This is a genomic window from Bartonella sp. AA16NXGY (assembly GCF_042197325.1).
Classification (GTDB): Bacteria; Pseudomonadota; Alphaproteobacteria; order Rhizobiales; family Rhizobiaceae; genus Bartonella.
This window is the reverse complement of the sequence record NZ_JBHIRR010000009.1, coordinates 49,994-67,766: the sequence shown is the minus strand read 5'-3', so window position 1 is coordinate 67,766 and position 17,773 is coordinate 49,994. Positions and strand designations below refer to the sequence as shown.

Here is a 17,773-nt window from a genome sequence, read left to right as displayed (position 1 = left end):
CTATCAAGCATGGCCAATTCTCTCGCAAAAGGCATTACATTTGGACATCTATGGAGACATAAAAACTAGATGAGATAAAAAGCAATGGTTCCCGTAACAAACGCCCCTAATATCCATATGACAAAATAATAAGGATATCCAATCCTAAAGTAAAAAATATTTGCACTGAAATTGAGCTATTTTCATAAATTAAAAAATGAAATTAAGAAAAGATAAATTATCGTAAACTATACACTTTACTTTAGTGTCAAAATTATAATAATGACAACAAATATCAGAATGTATATAACAGTAAAAAGAGTCATATTAAAATGAAGTCGATCATTCTTATAATTTTGATTGCAAACCTTTTATCGGCTTGTGCATTAGCACCAAAGCTAAAACAGCCTAATGATAGGAACCGCGTGCCTATTAATAAAACAATCCCTGCCGAAATCAAGCGAGGAGACAGATGAAAACAAAACAAGCAAAACCAGTGAAAGCCGAACAACTTAGAAGTTATTATGAAGAAAGCCGTGGCTTAGAACGTGATCTTATCAATGAATTTATAAGGTCGCGCAGAACGGCATGGCGTGTTGCGAGTACTGTGGGTCTTTTTGGCTTATTCGGTATGATATGTGGAGTTGTTGGATTTTCTCAACCAGCTCCAACTCCCTTAGTATTGCGCGTTGATAATACGACGGGTGCAGTTGATGTTATCTCAATCATGCGTGAACACGAAGAAAGCTATGGTGAAGTTGTAGATAGATATTGGCTAAACCAATATGTACTTAACCGCGAAACTTACGACTACGATACTATTCAACTGAACTATGACACAACAGCACTTTTAAGTGCGGCATCTGTTCAACAAGAATATTATAAAATCTATGATGGAGAAAATGCACGGGACAAAGTGCTTTCCAACAAAGCACGTATTACAGTTAAAGTACGATCAATCCAGCCTAATGGACTCGGTCAAGCAACTGTACGTTTTACGACTCAGCAACTTGACAGCAACGGTGCTGCTACTGGACCAAAACAGCACCAAATTGCAACAATTGGTTACACCTATGTTGGTGCACCCATGAAATCATCTGATCGATTGCTTAACCCCCTTGGTTTTCAAGTAACAAGTTACCGTTCTGACCCAGAAATACTGTTGAATGATTAAGGAATTGATTGTTATGAAAAAACTTGCGTTCGTTGTTCTATTGTCTTCGTTTTCTTCTCTTTATACGGTACCTGTGCAGGCGCTCAAAAGTCCATCAAATTCACAATATGATCATCGCATTCGCTATATAACATATAACGAAGCCGATGTGGTTCAAATTGAAACAGTTCTTGGTGTGGCAACACATATTATTCTTGAAGAAGGTGAACAGTACATAACTCATGCCTTTGGCGATTCTGAAGCCTATGCCTTTGCTCATAAAGGGCGGCATATTTTTATTAAACCAAAAGCAGAACTTGCCAATACCAATCTCATCGTTGTAACCGACAAACGGAGTTATAAATTCCGACTACAATTTCGGAATGACCGTGCGGGATCAACATATGAATTGGCTTTCCATTATCCCGATTCAAACGATGAAAAGTCAGAAGAAAACAATCGGCGCCTTGCGATTGAACGTGGTTTTCACCAAAGCGTCAACGGCTATAATCTCAGTTATACCATGAGTGGTCACCAAGATATTGCTCCGATAAATGCTTGGGACAATGGGCGTATTACTTACTTTAAATTTCCCGCTAACATGGATATGCCATCGATTTATGTCGTAGATGCTGAAGGTAATGAAAGCTTAATACCACGCACCGTTATCGGCAGTTCTAATGATATTATCGCCGTTCATAAGGTCAATCCTAAATGGCTTATACGGCTTGGTAAACGCGCTCTAGCTGTTTTTAATGAAGCCTATGACCCCAATGGCGTACCAAACACAACAGGGACAGTATCTTCGGTGGTTTATCGTATCAATAAAGGAGGAAAATGATGTTTGACAATAAGGAAGGAGAGGGAAAAGGTACAAAACTGGACAACGTCGAACAAAAACATATTGAAGGTACCTATGGAGGGTCCGAACTAGGTTCTGAACGTCGTCCAACAATTCCAGGTACCCGTGCATTGTTAATGGTAGGACTTATTGTCATAGTAGCGATACCGATTGCCTTGACTTGGAAAGCTTTTAAAATGCGTAATACCGTGGAGGTTGAGGAAGAAAAACCACAACAAATAGTACAGCAAATTATACCAAACTATGTCCCTCGGATTATAGAAGAGCCAAAGATTGTAGAAGAAGCAGAAAAATCAACACAAACAGAAGATTCAAACTTGGATATTCCACCGGCATTGAGTAAACTTCTTCAAACAGCCATTCCTCCACATATGCTCCAAGATTCTGAAGAATTAGCACGCAAACGTATGCTCAGTTCTAGCCTTAACAACGGTGGTAGCGAAGGATCTACAGATACAAATAATAAAGCATCGAATAATGATAGAGGTAATGGCGTATTATTTGATAACCTTCAGCCCGTGCGTTTAGGTCAATCACATGCGATGCAACTTCGTAACCGTGACTTTTTGATTACACAAGGAACGCAAATAGATTGTACGTTAGAAACAAAAATCATTACATCTCAACCCGGAATGACGACGTGTCATTTAACACGCGATATTTATTCCACGAGTGGACGTGTTGTTTTGCTTGACCGTGGTTCTAAAGTTGTTGGTTTTTACCAAAGTGGCATACAACAAGGACAAACGCGCGTGTTTGTGCAATGGTTACGCATTGAAACGCCTTCTGGTGTTGTTGTCAATCTTGACTCACCAGGCACAGGTCCTCTGGGTGAAGCGGGTATTGGTGGCTGGGTTGACAGACATTTTTGGGAACGATTTGGTAGTGCAATTATGGTAAGCATTATCGGTGATTTAGGAGAATGGGTAAGAGGAAAAGTTGGTAAAAGCAGCAAAGAAAATAAAGATAACTCACAAAATAAAGGAGCTCAGAATGCTGAATCTATAGCAATCGATGTTCTTCAAAATTCCATCAATATCACACCAACACTTTACAAAAACCAAGGCGAACGAGTAAATATTTTTGTTGCTCGTGATCTGGATTTCAGCGATGTCTACAGTCTCGTCACACGTTAACCCGATACAAAAAGATCAAGCAGTTTTTCAGCTTCTGCAACCGCTTGATTGTTTTTTAGAAGATCCCACGATCACTGAATTATCGATTTGCCGCCCCTGTGAAGTATGGACGAAAAGCTTTAAGGGTTGGCAACTACATAGCGTACCAGAGTTAACAACCACTTTTTTGCAAACGCTTATTACAGCTATTATCGTTTATAACGGTATGGCTCCCAGAAGTATTAATTATGTGCTCTTGCCTGGTGGACAACGTGGTACAATTATACAAACACCAGCTGTTGTTGATGGTGCTCTTTCCTTTGTAATTCGTAAACATTCTCTCATAGTTAAAACGTTAGAAGAACTCAAAGAAGAAGGGGCATTTGACGATTTTTCTGATGTAAGTTTTAATAAGCCTTCAGCAAAAGAAGCCAATAACTTGTTATCGAGGCAGGACTTCACACGGTTGGAACCATTTGAAGTTCAACTCTTACAAAGTAAACGTGAGGGAAAAATTCTTGAATTTTTGGAAGAATGCGTCCTTCACAAACGCAACATTATTATTGCAGGCAAAACAGGATCTGGTAAAACAACATTTGCGCGCTCTTTAATTGAAAAGGTCCCTGTAGAGGAGCGTATTATCACAATTGAAGATGTTCATGAGCTTTTTCTACCCAATCATCCCAATCATGTACATATGATTTATGGTAACAATGTAGGCCGTGTTTCAGCTGAAGAATGCCTAGATGCGTGTATGCGTCAGTCGCCTGACAGAATTTTTCTCGCTGAATTGCGAGGCAATGAAGCATGGGAATATCTCAATTCGCTCAACACTGGTCATCCCGGATCGATTACAACAACGCATGCTAACAGCGCTTTGCAAACATTTGAGCGATGTGCCACCTTGATTAAAAGATCAGAAATTGGCCGGCAACTCGAGTTAGAAATGATAAAAATCGTTCTCTATACAACAGTTGACGTAGTGTTGTTCTTTAAAGATAGAAAACTCTCTGAAGTCTTTTACGACCCGATTTTTGCTAAATCAAAAATCGCTTAAGGGGAGCTTCCTCTCTCGGTAATATGAAGCAAACAAAAATAGCCGTAACTAATTGTTACGGCTATTTATTTAACTTTTCCTATTCTCTTTGCTTCTCCGATGGATTTTCTACACTCTTCATGAGGAAAAAAGTTAATAGACAACAACTCTACGAGAAAACCAAATTATACATAAGGCTCTCTTTATTCTCTTGCCTTTGATCATTCTTTCCATTTACCTTTTGAAAAAGTATCTTTGATGCAAAAAAGAAAAAATAGCTGCAAAATAAATATTTAAACAAAAGAAAAGAATAAATTTTGATTCGCCTATCAATGAAAGCTTCGTAAAATAGGTACTTTCGATCATCACAAATAATTATCGTCATCAAGACCAAAACTTATCGTTTAAAAATTCTAAGCGCTATTTTCAAGTGGTTAATAAATATGTTTTTTAACCAAACAATCTCCAAATACGGAAAACCTCATACGAAATAAATTATCATTTCGATTTAGCATCCATAAACCACGTTCTATTTGGTAATAAAAAGTATAGTAGTATATACGACGTCTTCTTCGGACGAAGAAAGATTCTTAACCTCCAGTTGTTCGTAAACAACCAAATTTCTCTTAAGCAAGCTTTGCTAACCATATCACGTGGCTTATGTCCCTCTCCTAAAGATGATATCCATAGACTACATAAGGTAAGCTCTACTCTGAATATTCCTGCTCTCTTCTCTGCACCACAAAAAGCAAAAATTCCTAAAAGAACAGATCTACAATCACTCTTCTTAAGATGCATCACATTGTCTTATAAAGAGTGTTCATTATTTTGCGTGTTGGATAAAAGATCTTAGTACCGTAGGATTCTCTCATTTCAAAGCTGTTTATTAACCAAAACCATGTCTCTTGCACATTATAAGTAAATAAAGCCGTATAGAATGAAATTGTACAAAAAAGCACTAAAAATGCCTTTTATAAACCATCCAAAATGCCAAAAATTGTCACAACATTGGGAGTTTGCAAAGTGTCTAATGGCGCCCAACTTGTTCTTTTATGAAGTGTAAAAATGGAGATGCTCTATAAATTTTATATTATTCATCGGGGCTTTACCATTATACCATCCACGAACTCTGTAGTGAAATAAGCTTAGGCACCTTAAAGAAAGGTTTCTTAAAAACAAGCGTGCAAATTGACAAGCAAAGTGTATTTGGTTCGGGGCGTTCTGTTTTACATAAGGGTTTTGATCTTATTAAAGAACGAGAGAAACAAAAGCGTGAAGCAATGTGTAATCTCTATTATTTAAAAGACATTACTCTAGATGCTTTTGAAAGCCGTAAAGCAGAATTAAAAAATGATGCTAAAAATGGAAACTGGTTTGCACCTTTACAGCTTCATATTCTCCTCAAATTAGGCGGCTGTATAGAAACTTTCAAAGATTGCGCCAACAGAGATACATAATACTCTTAACTCCCATCTGATAAGTAAAAGCTGCAACAGCAAAAGCTCTTTTAAAAAAACAACGCCATAAAGTCATTAATAAACCGGCAATGAATTGGAGAAATGTTCCAGATTTTTATCAAACACTCTGCAAAGCAACAAGAATGATACAACTGGCTTTGCGTCTGCTTATTCTTACAGGTGTTCGTACCCATCTCTTGCATCAATTCGTGAAGATCAGATTGAAGAGGATATATGGACAACTCTTGGCTCGAGAATACGAACGGTCTGCGTGATACTACAGGAGATTTCGCATGTCACTATGATCACAAATATTAAAAATTTTAAAACAAGCACGCTTGTTTTTTCGCAATGATTTCTATTTTCTGTAACCGGCCGTAGTCCTTATTAATGTGAATTTCCTATCACAATATATAAGAGAGGTTAGGTTAAAAACCTGTCCACGTAGATTTCGCTCTAGTTTACGTAATTGGCTAACAGACTCCACCTATCACACCTCAAAGGACGAAGCCTCTTAACACGCAAACTAATCTGCAAACAATCCGCCCCCTCACCTAGCAGATTTCACCTTCTAACCACTCTAATTACCACATCCTAAATAAGATAGTGTTTTACAGCACAACAGAATAAATACCAAAACAATGACTGATTATACCGTTAATACTTGGACACCTCTTTTTCATGTTAAGAAATATCCTTTATGCTGAAAAATAAAAAACACTTTTACTGCTTAAACAACTTTCTTAAGCATACATACAAGAACAATGAAATACCCTAACATAATAAATAAGATCTAAACCTAGAAATCTCTATTTTTTATAGATAAAAACATATAAAATCAAAACCTCCGAAACTCGTCAAAATACAACATATTTTCTTTGATGATTGAATTTATTCAACTCAAACGAACCTACAAACACCGCTTATTCCACATTCGCAACACGTGTTCTTAGAATTCTTACTATCATTTTCTAAATTTTTAGAGAAACCTATAAATTTGCTATTTTTCAAACGTCTTATCTGCTCTTTAATGAATTTAAATCTATGACGTAACAATAATTTTAAATTACTTCCCCCTTAACTGTATGATCTATCTCTACAATAGAGAGGGATTTTACGTTCTCCATTCTTTGAGAACTATAAATTTTGTTTTTTAATGCGATTAACAATCCAATCTTTAAAATAAAAAATATGACCTTTATATATATAATGATATTATCAAAAATTCCTAATCCTTGAATATTAGCAATGTTTTCGATATTACAATAAATGTGTCGTAAAATGACGAATTGTCATAATGATCACTCCTTTGTATTTCATTTAGATAATTTACATGCGTTTAATATTTGTATCAGCATTTATTTTTGTGCTATATTTATACAGAGTAATCATTTTTTATAAAAAATGATTACTTAAATCTGCATCAAAGTATAAATTATGATGCGAATTTAATAAAAATAAAAACACATGGCATATTGATTTTATTGTTTTTACATAGAACGCTATTTAAAGTATAGTTTACTCGAAAGACTAATGCCTTTTTAAAGGCAATAATAACTATACTAACCGCCTCATAGAAGCCAATAAATTTTTAGAGATTAAGCCTCAAAGAGGCACAAAAACACGCACAATTTTCTATTTTTCTTTTTACTGTTCGTTAATCGGTCAAATTTCAAAGATAATATTCAACTATGAGTTTTCTGCTCAGCCATTGCAAGGATTGCTTCTACAAGGATTGCTTAATTTTTAGAGATTACTTCGCTTTTAGAATGATTATAGCTACTGCGCCCCCATAAGCAGCCGATCTTCTTTTAGAGATTTAATTGCTAAAAGGAGATACAATTTCCCACCTTGCGCTTTATTTTGATCAATCAGTAAATTTTCAAAGGCGGCGTTCAACCATGAGTTTTTTAATTTCAGCAATCGCTTTCGCTGGATTTAATCCCTTTGGACAAGTTTGCGCACAATTCATAATCGTATGGCAACGATAAAGGCGGAAAGGATCTTCTAAATTATCAAGACGTTCACCACACATCTCATCACGTGAATCCGCAATCCAGCGATAAGCTTGAAGCAAAACAGCGGGCCCCAAATAACGATCACCGTTCCACCAATAACTTGGACATGAAGTCTGACAACACGCACACAAAATACATTCATAAAGGCCATCGATTTTTTGGCGATCGGAGTGACTTTGTAACCATTCTTTTGCAGGTTCAGGAGAAACTGTTTGCAACCAAGGCTCAATGACTCGGTGTTGTGCATAAAAACGCTTTAAATCAGGAACCAAATCTTTAACAACCGGCATGGAAGGCAACGGATAGACCTTAATGGGATGTTTTACATCATCCATCCCTTTGGTACAAGCTAATGTATTGGTTCCATCAATATTCATCGCACATGAACCACAGATGCCTTCACGGCATGATCGACGAAGTGTCAAAGTTGGATCAATATGGTTTTTAATAAACAAAAGCCCATCAAGAATCATAGGACCACAAGCAGAACGATCCACATAATAAGTATCTAAATGAGGATTTTCCTCATCATCAGGCGACCAACGATACACGTGAAATTCCGTCAGCTTTGTAGCACCTTCAGGTTTAGGCCAAACCTTTCCCGGTTTTACTTGAGAATTTTTGGGAAGCTTAATTTGTACCATATTTTATTCTCCCCTTAATAAACCCGTTTTTTAGGTGCAATGCGCTTTAAATCGATCCCACCATCAGCTTCAGATGTTAACGGGTCCACATGGACAGGTCGATATGATAATGTCACCTTACCCTCTTTTGACAAATGTGAAATCGTATGTTTACGCCAGTTTTTATCATCACGCTCTGGATAATCTTCACGAGCGTGAGCGCCACGGCTTTCTGAACGTGCTTCGGCAGAATGAACAGTCATGATTGCATTCGCCATAAGATTTTCAAGCTCTAATGTTTCAACCAAATCAGAATTCCATATCAGAGAACGATCTGTGACTTTGAGATCCGACAATTCCCCCCAGATTTTATTCATCCGTTGACATCCCTGTTTCAAAGAATCTTCTGTACGGAAGACTGCTGCGTCTTCTTGCATCGTGCGTTGCATTTTTTCACGCAATACAGCTGTTGGTATTGCCCCTTGTGCAAAACGTAAACGATCAAAACGCGCTATAATTTCGTCAACAGCTTCTTCATTGATGGGTGGAATTTCTGCATTCCGATCAATAACTTCACCCGCGCGAATGGCAGCAGCACGACCAAACACCACAAGATCAATTAATGAATTTGACCCCAAGCGGTTAGCACCATGAACAGAAGCACATCCTGCTTCTCCTACCGCCATCAGCCCTGGTTGAATACGATCAGGCGAATCAGCCGTTGGATTGAGAACTTCCCCGTAGTAATTGGTAGGAATCCCACCCATATTATAATGAACCGTTGGCAAGATGGGGATAGGCTCTTTTGTTACATCCACCCCTGCAAATATCCGTGCTGATTCTGAAATCCCTGGTAAACGCTCATGCAAGATTGCAGGATCAATATGATTGAGAACCAAATGAATATGATCCTTCTTAGGTCCAACGCCACGCCCTTCACGAATTTCAAGTGTGATACAACGCGAAACCAAGTCACGTGAAGCCAAATCCTTAAAGGAAGGTGCATAACGCTCCATAAAGCGTTCACCTTCAGAATTGATTAAATAGCCTCCTTCACCACGAGCTCCTTCTGTAATTAAGCAGCCAGAACCGTAAATCCCTGTCGGATGGAATTGCACAAACTCCATATCCTGAAGTGGCAATCCAGCGCGTGCGATCATTCCACCACCATCACCCGTACAGGTATGCGCCGATGTCGCAGAAAAATAAGCCCGTCCATAACCACCGGTTGCAAGAACAACCATTTTGGCAGAAAAACGATGTATTGTACCATCATCGAGATTCCATGCCACAACCCCCGTACAAACCCCATCCGTCATGATGAGATCGAGTGCAAAATATTCAATAAAAAATTGCGCATTATGCTTTAAGCTTTGTCCATAAAGCGTATGCAAAATGGCATGGCCTGTACGGTCAGCTGCTGCGCAAGTACGCTGAACAGGCGGACCTTCACCAAATTGTGTCGTATGTCCACCAAAAGGACGCTGATAAATTTTGCCTTCTTGCGTTCGCGAAAAAGGAACGCCATAATGTTCTAATTCATACACAGCAGCAGGAGCATTACGCACCAAATATTCCATTGCATCGGTATCGCCCAACCAATCAGAACCTTTCACGGTATCATATAAATGCCACTGCCAATTGTCAGGTCCCATATTTGAAAGCGATGCAGCAATTCCCCCTTGTGCTGCAACCGTATGTGAGCGCGTTGGAAAAACCTTCGTAATACAAGCTGTCTTTAATCCTTGTTCTGCCATACCCAGTGTCGCACGTAATCCTGCACCACCTGCCCCAACAACAACAACATCAAATTTATGATCTACAGTGCGATAAGGGGCGTTACCTGCTTTAGCACCCAGAGATGATCCTGTACCCGCCATACTTGTTTAACCCCCTAATGCAATTTTCAAAAGAGAAAAAATAATGATACCACCTATGAGAAAACAAAATAAAATATTTAACGTCAAAAAGAATATCCGAAAACCTTCACGTGGAATATAATCTTCAATCACTACCTGCATACCAAGTTTCATATGATAAAGGACCGAAAAAGTCATCAATCCCATCAAAATAGCAACAATAGGATGTGCAAGTCTTGCACGCACAATACTATAATCCTTTCCCACAAGCGAAAGAATAAGAACAATAAAAAATATCAAAAGTGGTAGATTGATAAACCCCGTCAAACGTTCTAGCCAAAAATGCTCTGTTCCTTCATGAGCACTGCCACGCCCCCGTACTTTTCCAAGTTCCGTTCGAAAATCTTTTTTCATGTCTCTTTTCACCCCCAGCTAAACAACGGTATATCCAATAATCCAAATCGCAAAAGTAACAATAAGAGAAATAAACACTGTCGCCCAAGCAGTGACTGTTGCCTTTTCTTTTGCCAAAAGGCAAGGCTTCAGATCCCAAACAATGTGGCGAACACCACCAACCATGTGATGAACCCCTGCCAAAGTATAAAGAAACAAAATACACAATCCAAACCAAGAACTATAAATTTCGTAAACTGTTCTAAATGTCTCCTCGCCACACGCAATAGCAATTAACCAAACAGCAAGAAAAACCGTTCCAACATAAAGTGCCATACCCGTAATGCGGTGTGCAATGGACATGGCCATAGTAATTGTCCAACGATAAATACTTATATGAGGGGAACGAGGGCGCTCTTTTATCCTAGTTGTCTCTATCATAAAATATCCTGACCTGGTTTATCATAAAATATCCTGACCTGGTTTTTGCAACCGCAATGAACGAGAAAGTTCGCGCAAAACGACTAAACATACTCTCTCGTTTTTACTTGTTTGGCATCTCAAGATACCGATATTACAGGTCGGTTGTCTCAAATAACGGATTAAAGGTCACGCATAAAAAAACCGATTACTCTCCGGATATGATCCGCAAAACTCGCCTTAATCTAATACACTTTTATCTTCACGTCAAAGGTCTAAAATCTTTTCCAAATATAAACAGACATTTTTTCAGATTAAACTTATCCTTTTGAGTATTCACGATATATGCAATAGTCTCTTAAACTGCACCCATAATTAAGAATAAAAAGAGGAAAAATTGATAGATTGAACATTTTTATGTCCACTCCAAGCCTTTTAAAAGGCAAAACGAATCAAGAAAGACACAAATAAGCGGCATAAAAGCCGCTTTTGCATAAAGTTTAGCCGATATAATCTTTACTCAGAAACTTGCTTTTCAACATCTGTGCTGACAGATGCTGCTTCTACTTTCTCAACAACCTTTTCAGCTTTTTTCCGATAATCTCTCTTTTCAGCGATACGTGCAGCTTTACCTCTCAAGCCACGTAGATAATAGAGTTTTGCACGGCGCACTTTACCACGGCGCACCAGCTCAACACCTTCAATCAAAGGAGAATAAACAGGAAATACCCTCTCCACCCCTTCACCATAAGAAATCTTGCGTACTGTAAAGGTCTCATTCAACCCACCGCCTGAACGCGCAATACAGACACCTTCATAAGCCTGAACACGCGTCCGTGTACCTTCTGTCACACGCACCATAACACGGACTGTATCTCCTGGCTGAAATGCTGGAAATTGGCGCTTTTCTTCAATTTTTGCACATTGTTCAGCTTCAAGCTGTGCGATAATATTCATTTCTTTTATCCTTCATGTTCTTTATCGAACAGTCAGAGCGCTCAACTCTTACCAAAAAAGCCTTTATTAAGAATAAGGAGCTCTTTAGGCTATGTCTTACACAGGAGCGAATACACCATTCCTTCATTTTAATTTTGGAACTACAGAAAACCTTTTATAAAAAACTCTCTAAAAAGAGAGCCATGCAATACACCACCTTATCATATGAATCAAGTTTTCTGATGATTTTTATTATAACGCGCATAAAGATCAGGGCGACGTTGACGTGTTAACAATTCGGCTTGGCTTTGACGCCAATCTGCGATCGCTTTGTGATGACCTGAGAGCAATACAGGCGGAATACCCCGCCCTTCGAAAAGAGAAGGGCGGGTATATTGCGGATGTTCCAGCAAGTCATTTTCAAAACTTTCACACCTTGCAGAAGCTGCATTCCCCATCACTCCAGGCAGAAGACGTATAATAGCATCTAAGATAACCAATGCAGCTGTTTCACCCCCTGAAAGAATATAATCACCAATAGAAACTTCTTCTAATTCTCGTGCTTCTATGACTCGCTCATCAACCCCTTCAAAACGTCCACAAACTAACGTTACACCCGTATCACGAGCCAAGCTATGCGCGTAAGCTTGGTCAAAAGGACGCCCACGTGGACTCATCAACAATCTTGGCGAATCCTGTGGACAGCAGTCAAGAGCAGCCGCCAATACATCCGCCCGCATTACCATACCAGCTCCCCCACCAGCAGGTTTATCATCAACGCTATGGTGTTTGTCTAAAGCAAAATCCCTAATCTGTACCGTCTCCAGTGACCAAATTCCACGCTCTAAAGCTTGCCCTGCTAAAGAATACCCTAAAAAACCAGGAAACATTTCAGGATAAAGGGTTAAAACGCGCGCCTGAAATTTCATTTTATTTCTTATCCTTATTTTCTTAAACAGACTCTTAATAGCAAAAATAGCACAAACAAGACTTTTAACGCCATAGCGTTAATCTGAGTCTTCTTGATCTGCGCCATATTCAATACGATCCTTCTAAATACTTGCACTAAAAAAGACTCTAAAAATTCAGGACTATTTCGAGATAAAGTGCTTACAATATCTGCTCAAAAGAGCATTTTTAATATTTTCACACATTCCACTTTTTATTGACGAAATTCATCTGTTGTTTTTTACCTTCATCTTTATTTTAGATTCAAGCTATTTCCTTTTTCTCATTGTCTCCCCCATCAATTAAACCAGCGGCCATGGGATCAACAACAAGAAAACCAGAATCCATACAAATTTCTGGTACCGCCGCCTTACTAAAGGGAATAAGAACTCTTTTACCTGTATTCAAACGTATTTCAAGCAAATCACCAGCCCCGAAATTAAAAAAACCACACACTTCACCTAAGATTTTCCCCCCACAATCTTGGACACACAAGCCTATTAAATCGACTTGATAAAACTCATCCTCCATCAAATCATCAATTAATTGATCACGCGTCACATAAAGGCGAATACCTTTTAAAGACTCAGCCGCATTACGATTTTCTACCCCTTTAAAACGTACAATCGCCTTATTTTTTTGTATGCGAAGAGTTACAATTTCATAAGAACGCCCCATATCATCATAAAGAGTGCTGTAAAACTTGAAACGCTGTGGCTCAGCACTTAGAATTTTAACAAAAACATCTCCTTTTATACCATGAGGCATACCAATAATGGCAAGATAGACTTTATTTTTAAGCTTTTCTTTATTATACTTCATGCAAAAATATTATCTCTCAAAAATGAACCCTTCAATCTTATAGTTTTCTATTCAATCTTGTTGCCATATGAGACAATCTTCTAAAAGACCTTTCTTGGTAACAAAAAACAAATTAATAAAGGAGAAAGTCTTATGGCAAATATTATGCTATTTTACAAAGATATCACACCAATCAACAAAATTTCCCATAAAAATCTAAAATTTGCTCCTCCAACTGATATGTCTTTTGCCAAGGATACTCATTGGGTTCCTTTAGCAAGTACTGAATATTTTCAAGCAGCGCTAGACTATCCTATTTTATTTATGTGCGCCGAAGATGAACAAAAAAAACGGCACTACACATCCGCAGCTCTTGTCGGTCTTTCTAATGACGAAAATGACTATATCGCTTCTGATAAAAGTTGGAAAAACAATACTTATGTTCCAGCTTTTGTCCGTCGCTATCCTTTTGTTTTGGCACAAATTAGCAATGAAAAAGAACTTTCTGTCTGCTTTGATCAACAGTCCGGTATGTTTAATGAAGTTGCAGGAACAGAACTTTTTAATTCCGATGGCTCTATTTCTCCTTTTATGGAAGAACGTATTCGCTTTCTTGAAAGTTTTAAAATCGCTATGGAGAAAACCTCTGAGTTTATTGATGCTCTTGTAGAAATGGATCTTCTAAGCCAAAAATCCATCAATGTGAAAAACGATAAAGGTCTCTCAGCGCAATTGGAACATTTTTGGGTTGTTGATGAAGAAAAATTGAATAAATTATCAGCAAGCCAACTTGCCAAACTTCATAAAAATGGCTTTTTAGGATTAATTTTTGCGCATTTGATGTCAACACACAATCTTGTGAAAATACTCTCTCTCAAAGGTGAAAAGCAACTTATCAATCGTGAAGAGCAACCCCAAAACAAGAATGGTCATTCTAACGATGAAAAATCTAAAAAGAAAGAAACTCTCAACTAGATAATGCCCATCAAAAACGACAAGAGAAAAGATGAAAATATTCCTCTCATTCCAGCAGACCATGCAATTTTAAACGCAAGGAAAAATTGGTTAGAGTGTCTTACCCAAACACGTCGTATGTCAGCACAAACAGTGCAAGCCTATGAACGTGATACGCGGCAATTTTTGTCTTTTCTCTGTCAACACTTAAGCCATACACCAACCCTTACAGATCTTGCTCATTTACGCATCAGTGACTTGCGTGCTTATCTTGCTTATCGGCGTACAAACAATGTAAGTGCGCGCTCTTTAAGCCGCGGAGTAGCAGGCATCCGTTCTTTTTTCAAATACTTATCACGTGAAGGAATCGTCAATGTTCCCGCAGCTCAACTTATCCGAAGCCCCAAACACCCCAAATTGCTCCCAAAACCTTTAGCGATAAAATCAGCACTTCACATAGTCAAACAAGAAAATCAACTGGAAAATGAACCTTGGATTAGCGCTCGTAATGCTGCTGTCCTCATGCTTCTTTATGGCTGTGGAATGCGAATATCAGAAGCCTTAAGCCTCACACCAGAACAATTTTCTGATCCTAAAAAAACAAGTTTATTTATAACAGGAAAAGGCGGCAAAACACGCCTTGTTCCTCTCATCAAAATTGTTTACGAAGCTGTACAAAATTATCTCAAATGTTGCCCATATCCTTTATTGGATAACCAACCCATATTTCGTGGGGCGCGAGGCGGTCCCCTACAGCCTGCCATTATTCAAAAAGCTGTCCGTAATTTACGTGCAAGCCTTGGTTTACCAGAAACTGCAACGCCTCATACACTGCGCCATTCTTTTGCCACCCATCTTTTATCACGGGGGGGAGATTTGCGCACGATTCAAGAACTTCTTGGGCACGCTAGTCTTTCCACCACACAAATCTATACCCACGTCGATACAGACCATTTGTTAAAAATCTATCAAAAGGCCCATCCCCGTTCCTAAAAACGTCTCATCAAAAAATTAGAGTGTTTCAACCTCAAGTGCCAAAGCATGAACACAAGTAGCTAACTCTTCTTGTAAAACTTTATAAATCGCTCGATGTATTTCTACGCGTGTCATATTAGAAAAAGAAGAAGATAAAATTTTCACTCGAAAATGTGTTTCTCCTTTACCATCAAAAGCATGTTCATTATGAGGATGCCCCTCATGAAGATGACTTTCGTTAATCACTTCAAGCTTTTGCGGATGAAAAGCATCCTGAAGCTTTCTCTGAATTATTGTTTCTATAAACATTTTTCATTCCTCAAACAAAATGAACGTGCAAAGATACACCTTTTTCATAATAGAATAAGTGTGAAAACAAATTTTTCAAAAGTCAATTCTTGTAAAATTAATCAATTTTGCATAAACCAATAATATGACAATAACATCTAAATTATTCGATTCAATTCGCATAAGCTCAAATAAAAAACAAAAAGCTGAGCCAGAAGCACAACAGTGTCAGTGGGAAGGTTGTGAAAAAACAGGGTCCCATAAAGCACCAGCAGGTCGAAATCACGAAGGACAATATTTATATTTTTGTATTGAACACGTACGCGCCTATAATAAAAATTTTAATTACTTCTCTGGTCTTAGCAATAAAGATATCGCAAAATTTCAAAAGGATGCTCTCACAGGACATCGTCCGACATGGCCTACAGATCTGAGCAATGGTACATCGAAAAAAACAGCCGCGAATTATGCAAAGATTCGCTCTGGAACAGCTGCCTATCAAAATCGCATGCGCGATCCCTTCACGCTTTTTACTGGGCAGCATTCAAACAATAAGTTCTCACGAAAATTAAAGCCCTTAGAAGCAAAAGCTTTTGATACACTGGGACTACAGGCAAACGCTTCAGCAGAAGACATCAAAATGAAATATAAAGAGTTGGTAAAAAAGCACCATCCTGATTCCAATGGTGGTAATCGTGCTTCAGAAGAGCGCTTTCGTGATGTTTTACATGCTTACAATTTGCTAAAAAAGTCTGGTTTGTGCTGAAAACATGCGCTTATATGAGTCTATTTTCATTTAGACCATCATTATTTGCGCAAAATGTTACTTTTTTTGCAAAACATTATAGAATATGTAAAAAAATCTTTCTTCAATATCTAAGGCTCTCATTATAGAGCATTGCATAAATACTTTAACTCTTGTATCGTTTCTAATGAATAAATAGCGTCCTCTCCCTTCCAGAAACATAATGACAAATCTTACCGTTGAAAATTTGCCCGATATTACACTTTGTGCTCGCGATCTATTTCATATTGAAACAGATCTGAAAGTCCCTGCTTTTAGCACAAAAAGTCCCCATGTTCCTGATATCGATCCTGATTATCTTTTTGATCAGCAAACAACTTTAGCGATTCTCGCAGGTTTTACCTTTAACCGCCGTGTAATGGTTTCTGGCTATCACGGTACAGGGAAATCAACGCATATTGAACAAGTTGCTGCACGTCTTAACTGGCCTTGTCTTCGCATTAATCTCGATAGTCATGTAAGTCGTATCGATCTTGTAGGAAAAGATGCTATCGTTTTAAAAGATGGCTTACAAATCACTGAATTTAAAGAGGGCATTTTGCCATGGGCTTATCAAAATAATATTGCTCTTGTTTTCGACGAATATGATGCGGGGCGTCCCGATGTTATGTTTGTCATCCAACGCGTTCTTGAAACCTCTGGAAAACTAAGCTTACTTGATCAAAGCCGTGTCATCTCTCCACACCCAGCATTTCGTCTTTTTGCAACGGCAAACACCATTGGTCTTGGTGATACAACCGGTCTCTATCATGGTACCCAACAGATCAATCAAGCTCAAATGGACCGCTGGTCTATTGTTACGATACTCAATTATTTACCCCATGATAAAGAGGTTAATATCATTTGTTCAAAGGTCAAATCTTTTCAAACGGCTGAGGGAAAAAAGACAATTTCACAAATGGTTCATGTTGCTGATATGGTACGCCAATCTTTTATCAATGGAGATCTTTCAACTGTCATGAGTCCACGTACCGTCATTACTTGGGCAGAAAATACAACAATTTTTCAAGATGTCGGCTTTGCCTTCCGATTAACCTTTCTCAATAAATGTGATGAACTCGAACGTGCCACTGTTGCAGAATTTTATCAACGCGCCTTTGGACAAGAGCTTCCCGAATCACTCATTCATGGTGTTTCGCCTTAAGGAATCT

The 17,773-nt window shown here is 38.3% G+C and carries 18 protein-coding genes; 10 read left to right on the top strand and 8 right to left on the bottom strand.

The genetic code is table 11. From position 1 onward, the window contains the following. The first annotated feature begins 311 nt into the window (after window positions 1-311). The 6 genes from ACFINK_RS06495 (at window position 312) to ACFINK_RS06470 (ending at window position 5,602) form a co-directional block, all read left to right on the top strand. The gene (locus ACFINK_RS06495; protein WP_273790050.1) at window positions 312-455 is read left to right on the top strand and encodes a TrwH protein; all 144 of its coding nucleotides are present in this window, start codon (window positions 312-314) and stop codon (window positions 453-455) included. Beyond that, window positions 452-1,153 (top strand): VirB8 family type IV secretion system protein, encoded by a 702-nt coding sequence (locus ACFINK_RS06490; protein WP_375606007.1) that lies wholly within the window; start codon window positions 452-454, stop codon window positions 1,151-1,153. The genes ACFINK_RS06495 and ACFINK_RS06490 overlap by 4 nt, the downstream gene beginning before the upstream one ends. Before the next feature lie 13 nt (window positions 1,154-1,166). Continuing rightward, on the top strand, window positions 1,167-1,973 hold the full coding sequence (gene virB9, locus ACFINK_RS06485; protein ID WP_375606008.1) for a P-type conjugative transfer protein VirB9: 807 nt from the start codon (window positions 1,167-1,169) through the stop codon (window positions 1,971-1,973). Further along, entirely contained in the window at window positions 1,973-3,130 is a 1,158-nt protein-coding gene (gene virB10 / locus ACFINK_RS06480) for a type IV secretion system protein VirB10 (protein ID WP_375606219.1), read from the top strand. The genes virB9 and virB10 overlap by 1 nt, the downstream gene beginning before the upstream one ends. After that, the gene (virB11, locus tag ACFINK_RS06475; RefSeq protein ID WP_375612249.1) at window positions 3,105-4,166 is read left to right on the top strand and encodes a P-type DNA transfer ATPase VirB11; all 1,062 of its coding nucleotides are present in this window, start codon (window positions 3,105-3,107) and stop codon (window positions 4,164-4,166) included. The genes virB10 and virB11 overlap by 26 nt, the downstream gene beginning before the upstream one ends. A 1,160-nt stretch (window positions 4,167-5,326) precedes the next feature. Continuing rightward, on the top strand, window positions 5,327-5,602 hold the full coding sequence (locus tag ACFINK_RS06470) for a hypothetical protein (RefSeq protein WP_375638444.1): 276 nt from the start codon (window positions 5,327-5,329) through the stop codon (window positions 5,600-5,602). 1,882 nt (window positions 5,603-7,484) lie between these two features. Here ACFINK_RS06470 and ACFINK_RS06465 read toward each other — a convergent pair. The 7 genes from ACFINK_RS06465 to rimM form a co-directional block, all read right to left on the bottom strand. Then, window positions 7,485-8,264, bottom strand: coding sequence for a succinate dehydrogenase iron-sulfur subunit (locus tag ACFINK_RS06465; RefSeq protein WP_005774220.1), 780 nt, complete (start codon window positions 8,262-8,264; stop codon window positions 7,485-7,487). Between the two features lie 14 nt (window positions 8,265-8,278). Then, a complete protein-coding gene (sdhA, locus tag ACFINK_RS06460; protein WP_375620955.1) occupies window positions 8,279-10,123 on the bottom strand; it encodes a succinate dehydrogenase flavoprotein subunit in 1,845 nt (614 codons plus the stop codon). Between the two features lie 6 nt (window positions 10,124-10,129). Next, window positions 10,130-10,516 (bottom strand): succinate dehydrogenase, hydrophobic membrane anchor protein, encoded by a 387-nt coding sequence (sdhD, locus tag ACFINK_RS06455; RefSeq protein ID WP_375612246.1) that lies wholly within the window; start codon window positions 10,514-10,516, stop codon window positions 10,130-10,132. Between the two features lie 18 nt (window positions 10,517-10,534). After that, the gene (sdhC, locus tag ACFINK_RS06450) at window positions 10,535-10,936 is read right to left on the bottom strand and encodes a succinate dehydrogenase, cytochrome b556 subunit (RefSeq protein ID WP_375606014.1); all 402 of its coding nucleotides are present in this window, start codon (window positions 10,934-10,936) and stop codon (window positions 10,535-10,537) included. Window positions 10,937-11,431: 495 nt separating this feature from the next. Further along, window positions 11,432-11,872 (bottom strand): 50S ribosomal protein L19, encoded by a 441-nt coding sequence (gene rplS, locus ACFINK_RS06445; protein WP_375612245.1) that lies wholly within the window; start codon window positions 11,870-11,872, stop codon window positions 11,432-11,434. Between the two features lie 209 nt (window positions 11,873-12,081). Next, the gene (gene trmD / locus ACFINK_RS06440) at window positions 12,082-12,780 is read right to left on the bottom strand and encodes a tRNA (guanosine(37)-N1)-methyltransferase TrmD (protein WP_375612244.1); all 699 of its coding nucleotides are present in this window, start codon (window positions 12,778-12,780) and stop codon (window positions 12,082-12,084) included. Window positions 12,781-13,063: 283 nt separating this feature from the next. Continuing rightward, a complete protein-coding gene (gene rimM / locus ACFINK_RS06435) occupies window positions 13,064-13,621 on the bottom strand; it encodes a ribosome maturation factor RimM (protein ID WP_375612243.1) in 558 nt (185 codons plus the stop codon). 132 nt (window positions 13,622-13,753) lie between these two features. Here rimM and ACFINK_RS06430 point away from each other — a divergent pair, with 132 nt between their 5' ends. Both ACFINK_RS06430 and ACFINK_RS06425 read left to right on the top strand, forming a co-directional pair. Further along, window positions 13,754-14,575 (top strand): SapC family protein, encoded by an 822-nt coding sequence (locus ACFINK_RS06430; protein WP_375612242.1) that lies wholly within the window; start codon window positions 13,754-13,756, stop codon window positions 14,573-14,575. A 3-nt stretch (window positions 14,576-14,578) separates the two neighbouring features. Continuing rightward, window positions 14,579-15,547, top strand: a complete 969-nt coding sequence (locus tag ACFINK_RS06425; RefSeq protein WP_375638443.1) for a tyrosine recombinase XerC — start codon at window positions 14,579-14,581, stop codon at window positions 15,545-15,547. A gap of 18 nt (window positions 15,548-15,565) precedes the next feature. Here the strand turns inward: ACFINK_RS06425 and ACFINK_RS06420 are convergent, their stop codons facing one another. Then, window positions 15,566-15,838 (bottom strand): BolA family protein, encoded by a 273-nt coding sequence (locus tag ACFINK_RS06420; RefSeq protein WP_375612716.1) that lies wholly within the window; start codon window positions 15,836-15,838, stop codon window positions 15,566-15,568. A gap of 124 nt (window positions 15,839-15,962) precedes the next feature. Here ACFINK_RS06420 and ACFINK_RS06415 point away from each other — a divergent pair, with 124 nt between their 5' ends. Beyond that, complete coding sequence (locus ACFINK_RS06415; protein ID WP_375612239.1) at window positions 15,963-16,583, top strand: J domain-containing protein; 621 nt, start codon at window positions 15,963-15,965, stop codon at window positions 16,581-16,583. A gap of 202 nt (window positions 16,584-16,785) precedes the next feature. After that, window positions 16,786-17,766: a cobaltochelatase subunit CobS gene (gene cobS / locus ACFINK_RS06410; RefSeq protein ID WP_375612717.1), complete on the top strand. Its 981-nt coding sequence runs from the start codon at window positions 16,786-16,788 to the stop codon at window positions 17,764-17,766. Window positions 17,767-17,773: the final 7 nt, after the last annotated feature.

What these genes read in the sequence shown, in the direction of transcription:
- ACFINK_RS06495 (WP_273790050.1), top strand. Translation starts at nt 312, where the DNA reads ATGAAGTCGATCATTCTTATAATTTTGATTGCAAACCTTTTATCGGCT.
- ACFINK_RS06490 (WP_375606007.1), top strand. Translation starts at nt 452, where the DNA reads ATGAAAACAAAACAAGCAAAACCAGTGAAAGCCGAACAACTTAGAAGT.
- virB9 (WP_375606008.1), top strand. Translation starts at nt 1,167, where the DNA reads ATGAAAAAACTTGCGTTCGTTGTTCTATTGTCTTCGTTTTCTTCTCTT.
- virB10 (WP_375606219.1), top strand. Translation starts at nt 1,973, where the DNA reads ATGTTTGACAATAAGGAAGGAGAGGGAAAAGGTACAAAACTGGACAAC.
- virB11 (WP_375612249.1), top strand. Translation starts at nt 3,105, where the DNA reads ATGTCTACAGTCTCGTCACACGTTAACCCGATACAAAAAGATCAAGCA.
- ACFINK_RS06465 (WP_005774220.1), bottom strand. Translation starts at nt 8,264, where the DNA reads ATGGTACAAATTAAGCTTCCCAAAAATTCTCAAGTAAAACCGGGAAAG.
- sdhA (WP_375620955.1), bottom strand. Translation starts at nt 10,123, where the DNA reads ATGGCGGGTACAGGATCATCTCTGGGTGCTAAAGCAGGTAACGCCCCT.
- sdhD (WP_375612246.1), bottom strand. Translation starts at nt 10,516, where the DNA reads ATGAAAAAAGATTTTCGAACGGAACTTGGAAAAGTACGGGGGCGTGGC.
- sdhC (WP_375606014.1), bottom strand. Translation starts at nt 10,936, where the DNA reads ATGATAGAGACAACTAGGATAAAAGAGCGCCCTCGTTCCCCTCATATA.
- rplS (WP_375612245.1), bottom strand. Translation starts at nt 11,872, where the DNA reads ATGAATATTATCGCACAGCTTGAAGCTGAACAATGTGCAAAAATTGAA.
- trmD (WP_375612244.1), bottom strand. Translation starts at nt 12,780, where the DNA reads ATGAAATTTCAGGCGCGCGTTTTAACCCTTTATCCTGAAATGTTTCCT.
- rimM (WP_375612243.1), bottom strand. Translation starts at nt 13,621, where the DNA reads ATGAAGTATAATAAAGAAAAGCTTAAAAATAAAGTCTATCTTGCCATT.
- ACFINK_RS06430 (WP_375612242.1), top strand. Translation starts at nt 13,754, where the DNA reads ATGGCAAATATTATGCTATTTTACAAAGATATCACACCAATCAACAAA.
- ACFINK_RS06425 (WP_375638443.1), top strand. Translation starts at nt 14,579, where the DNA reads ATGCCCATCAAAAACGACAAGAGAAAAGATGAAAATATTCCTCTCATT.
- ACFINK_RS06420 (WP_375612716.1), bottom strand. Translation starts at nt 15,838, where the DNA reads ATGTTTATAGAAACAATAATTCAGAGAAAGCTTCAGGATGCTTTTCAT.
- ACFINK_RS06415 (WP_375612239.1), top strand. Translation starts at nt 15,963, where the DNA reads ATGACAATAACATCTAAATTATTCGATTCAATTCGCATAAGCTCAAAT.
- cobS (WP_375612717.1), top strand. Translation starts at nt 16,786, where the DNA reads ATGACAAATCTTACCGTTGAAAATTTGCCCGATATTACACTTTGTGCT.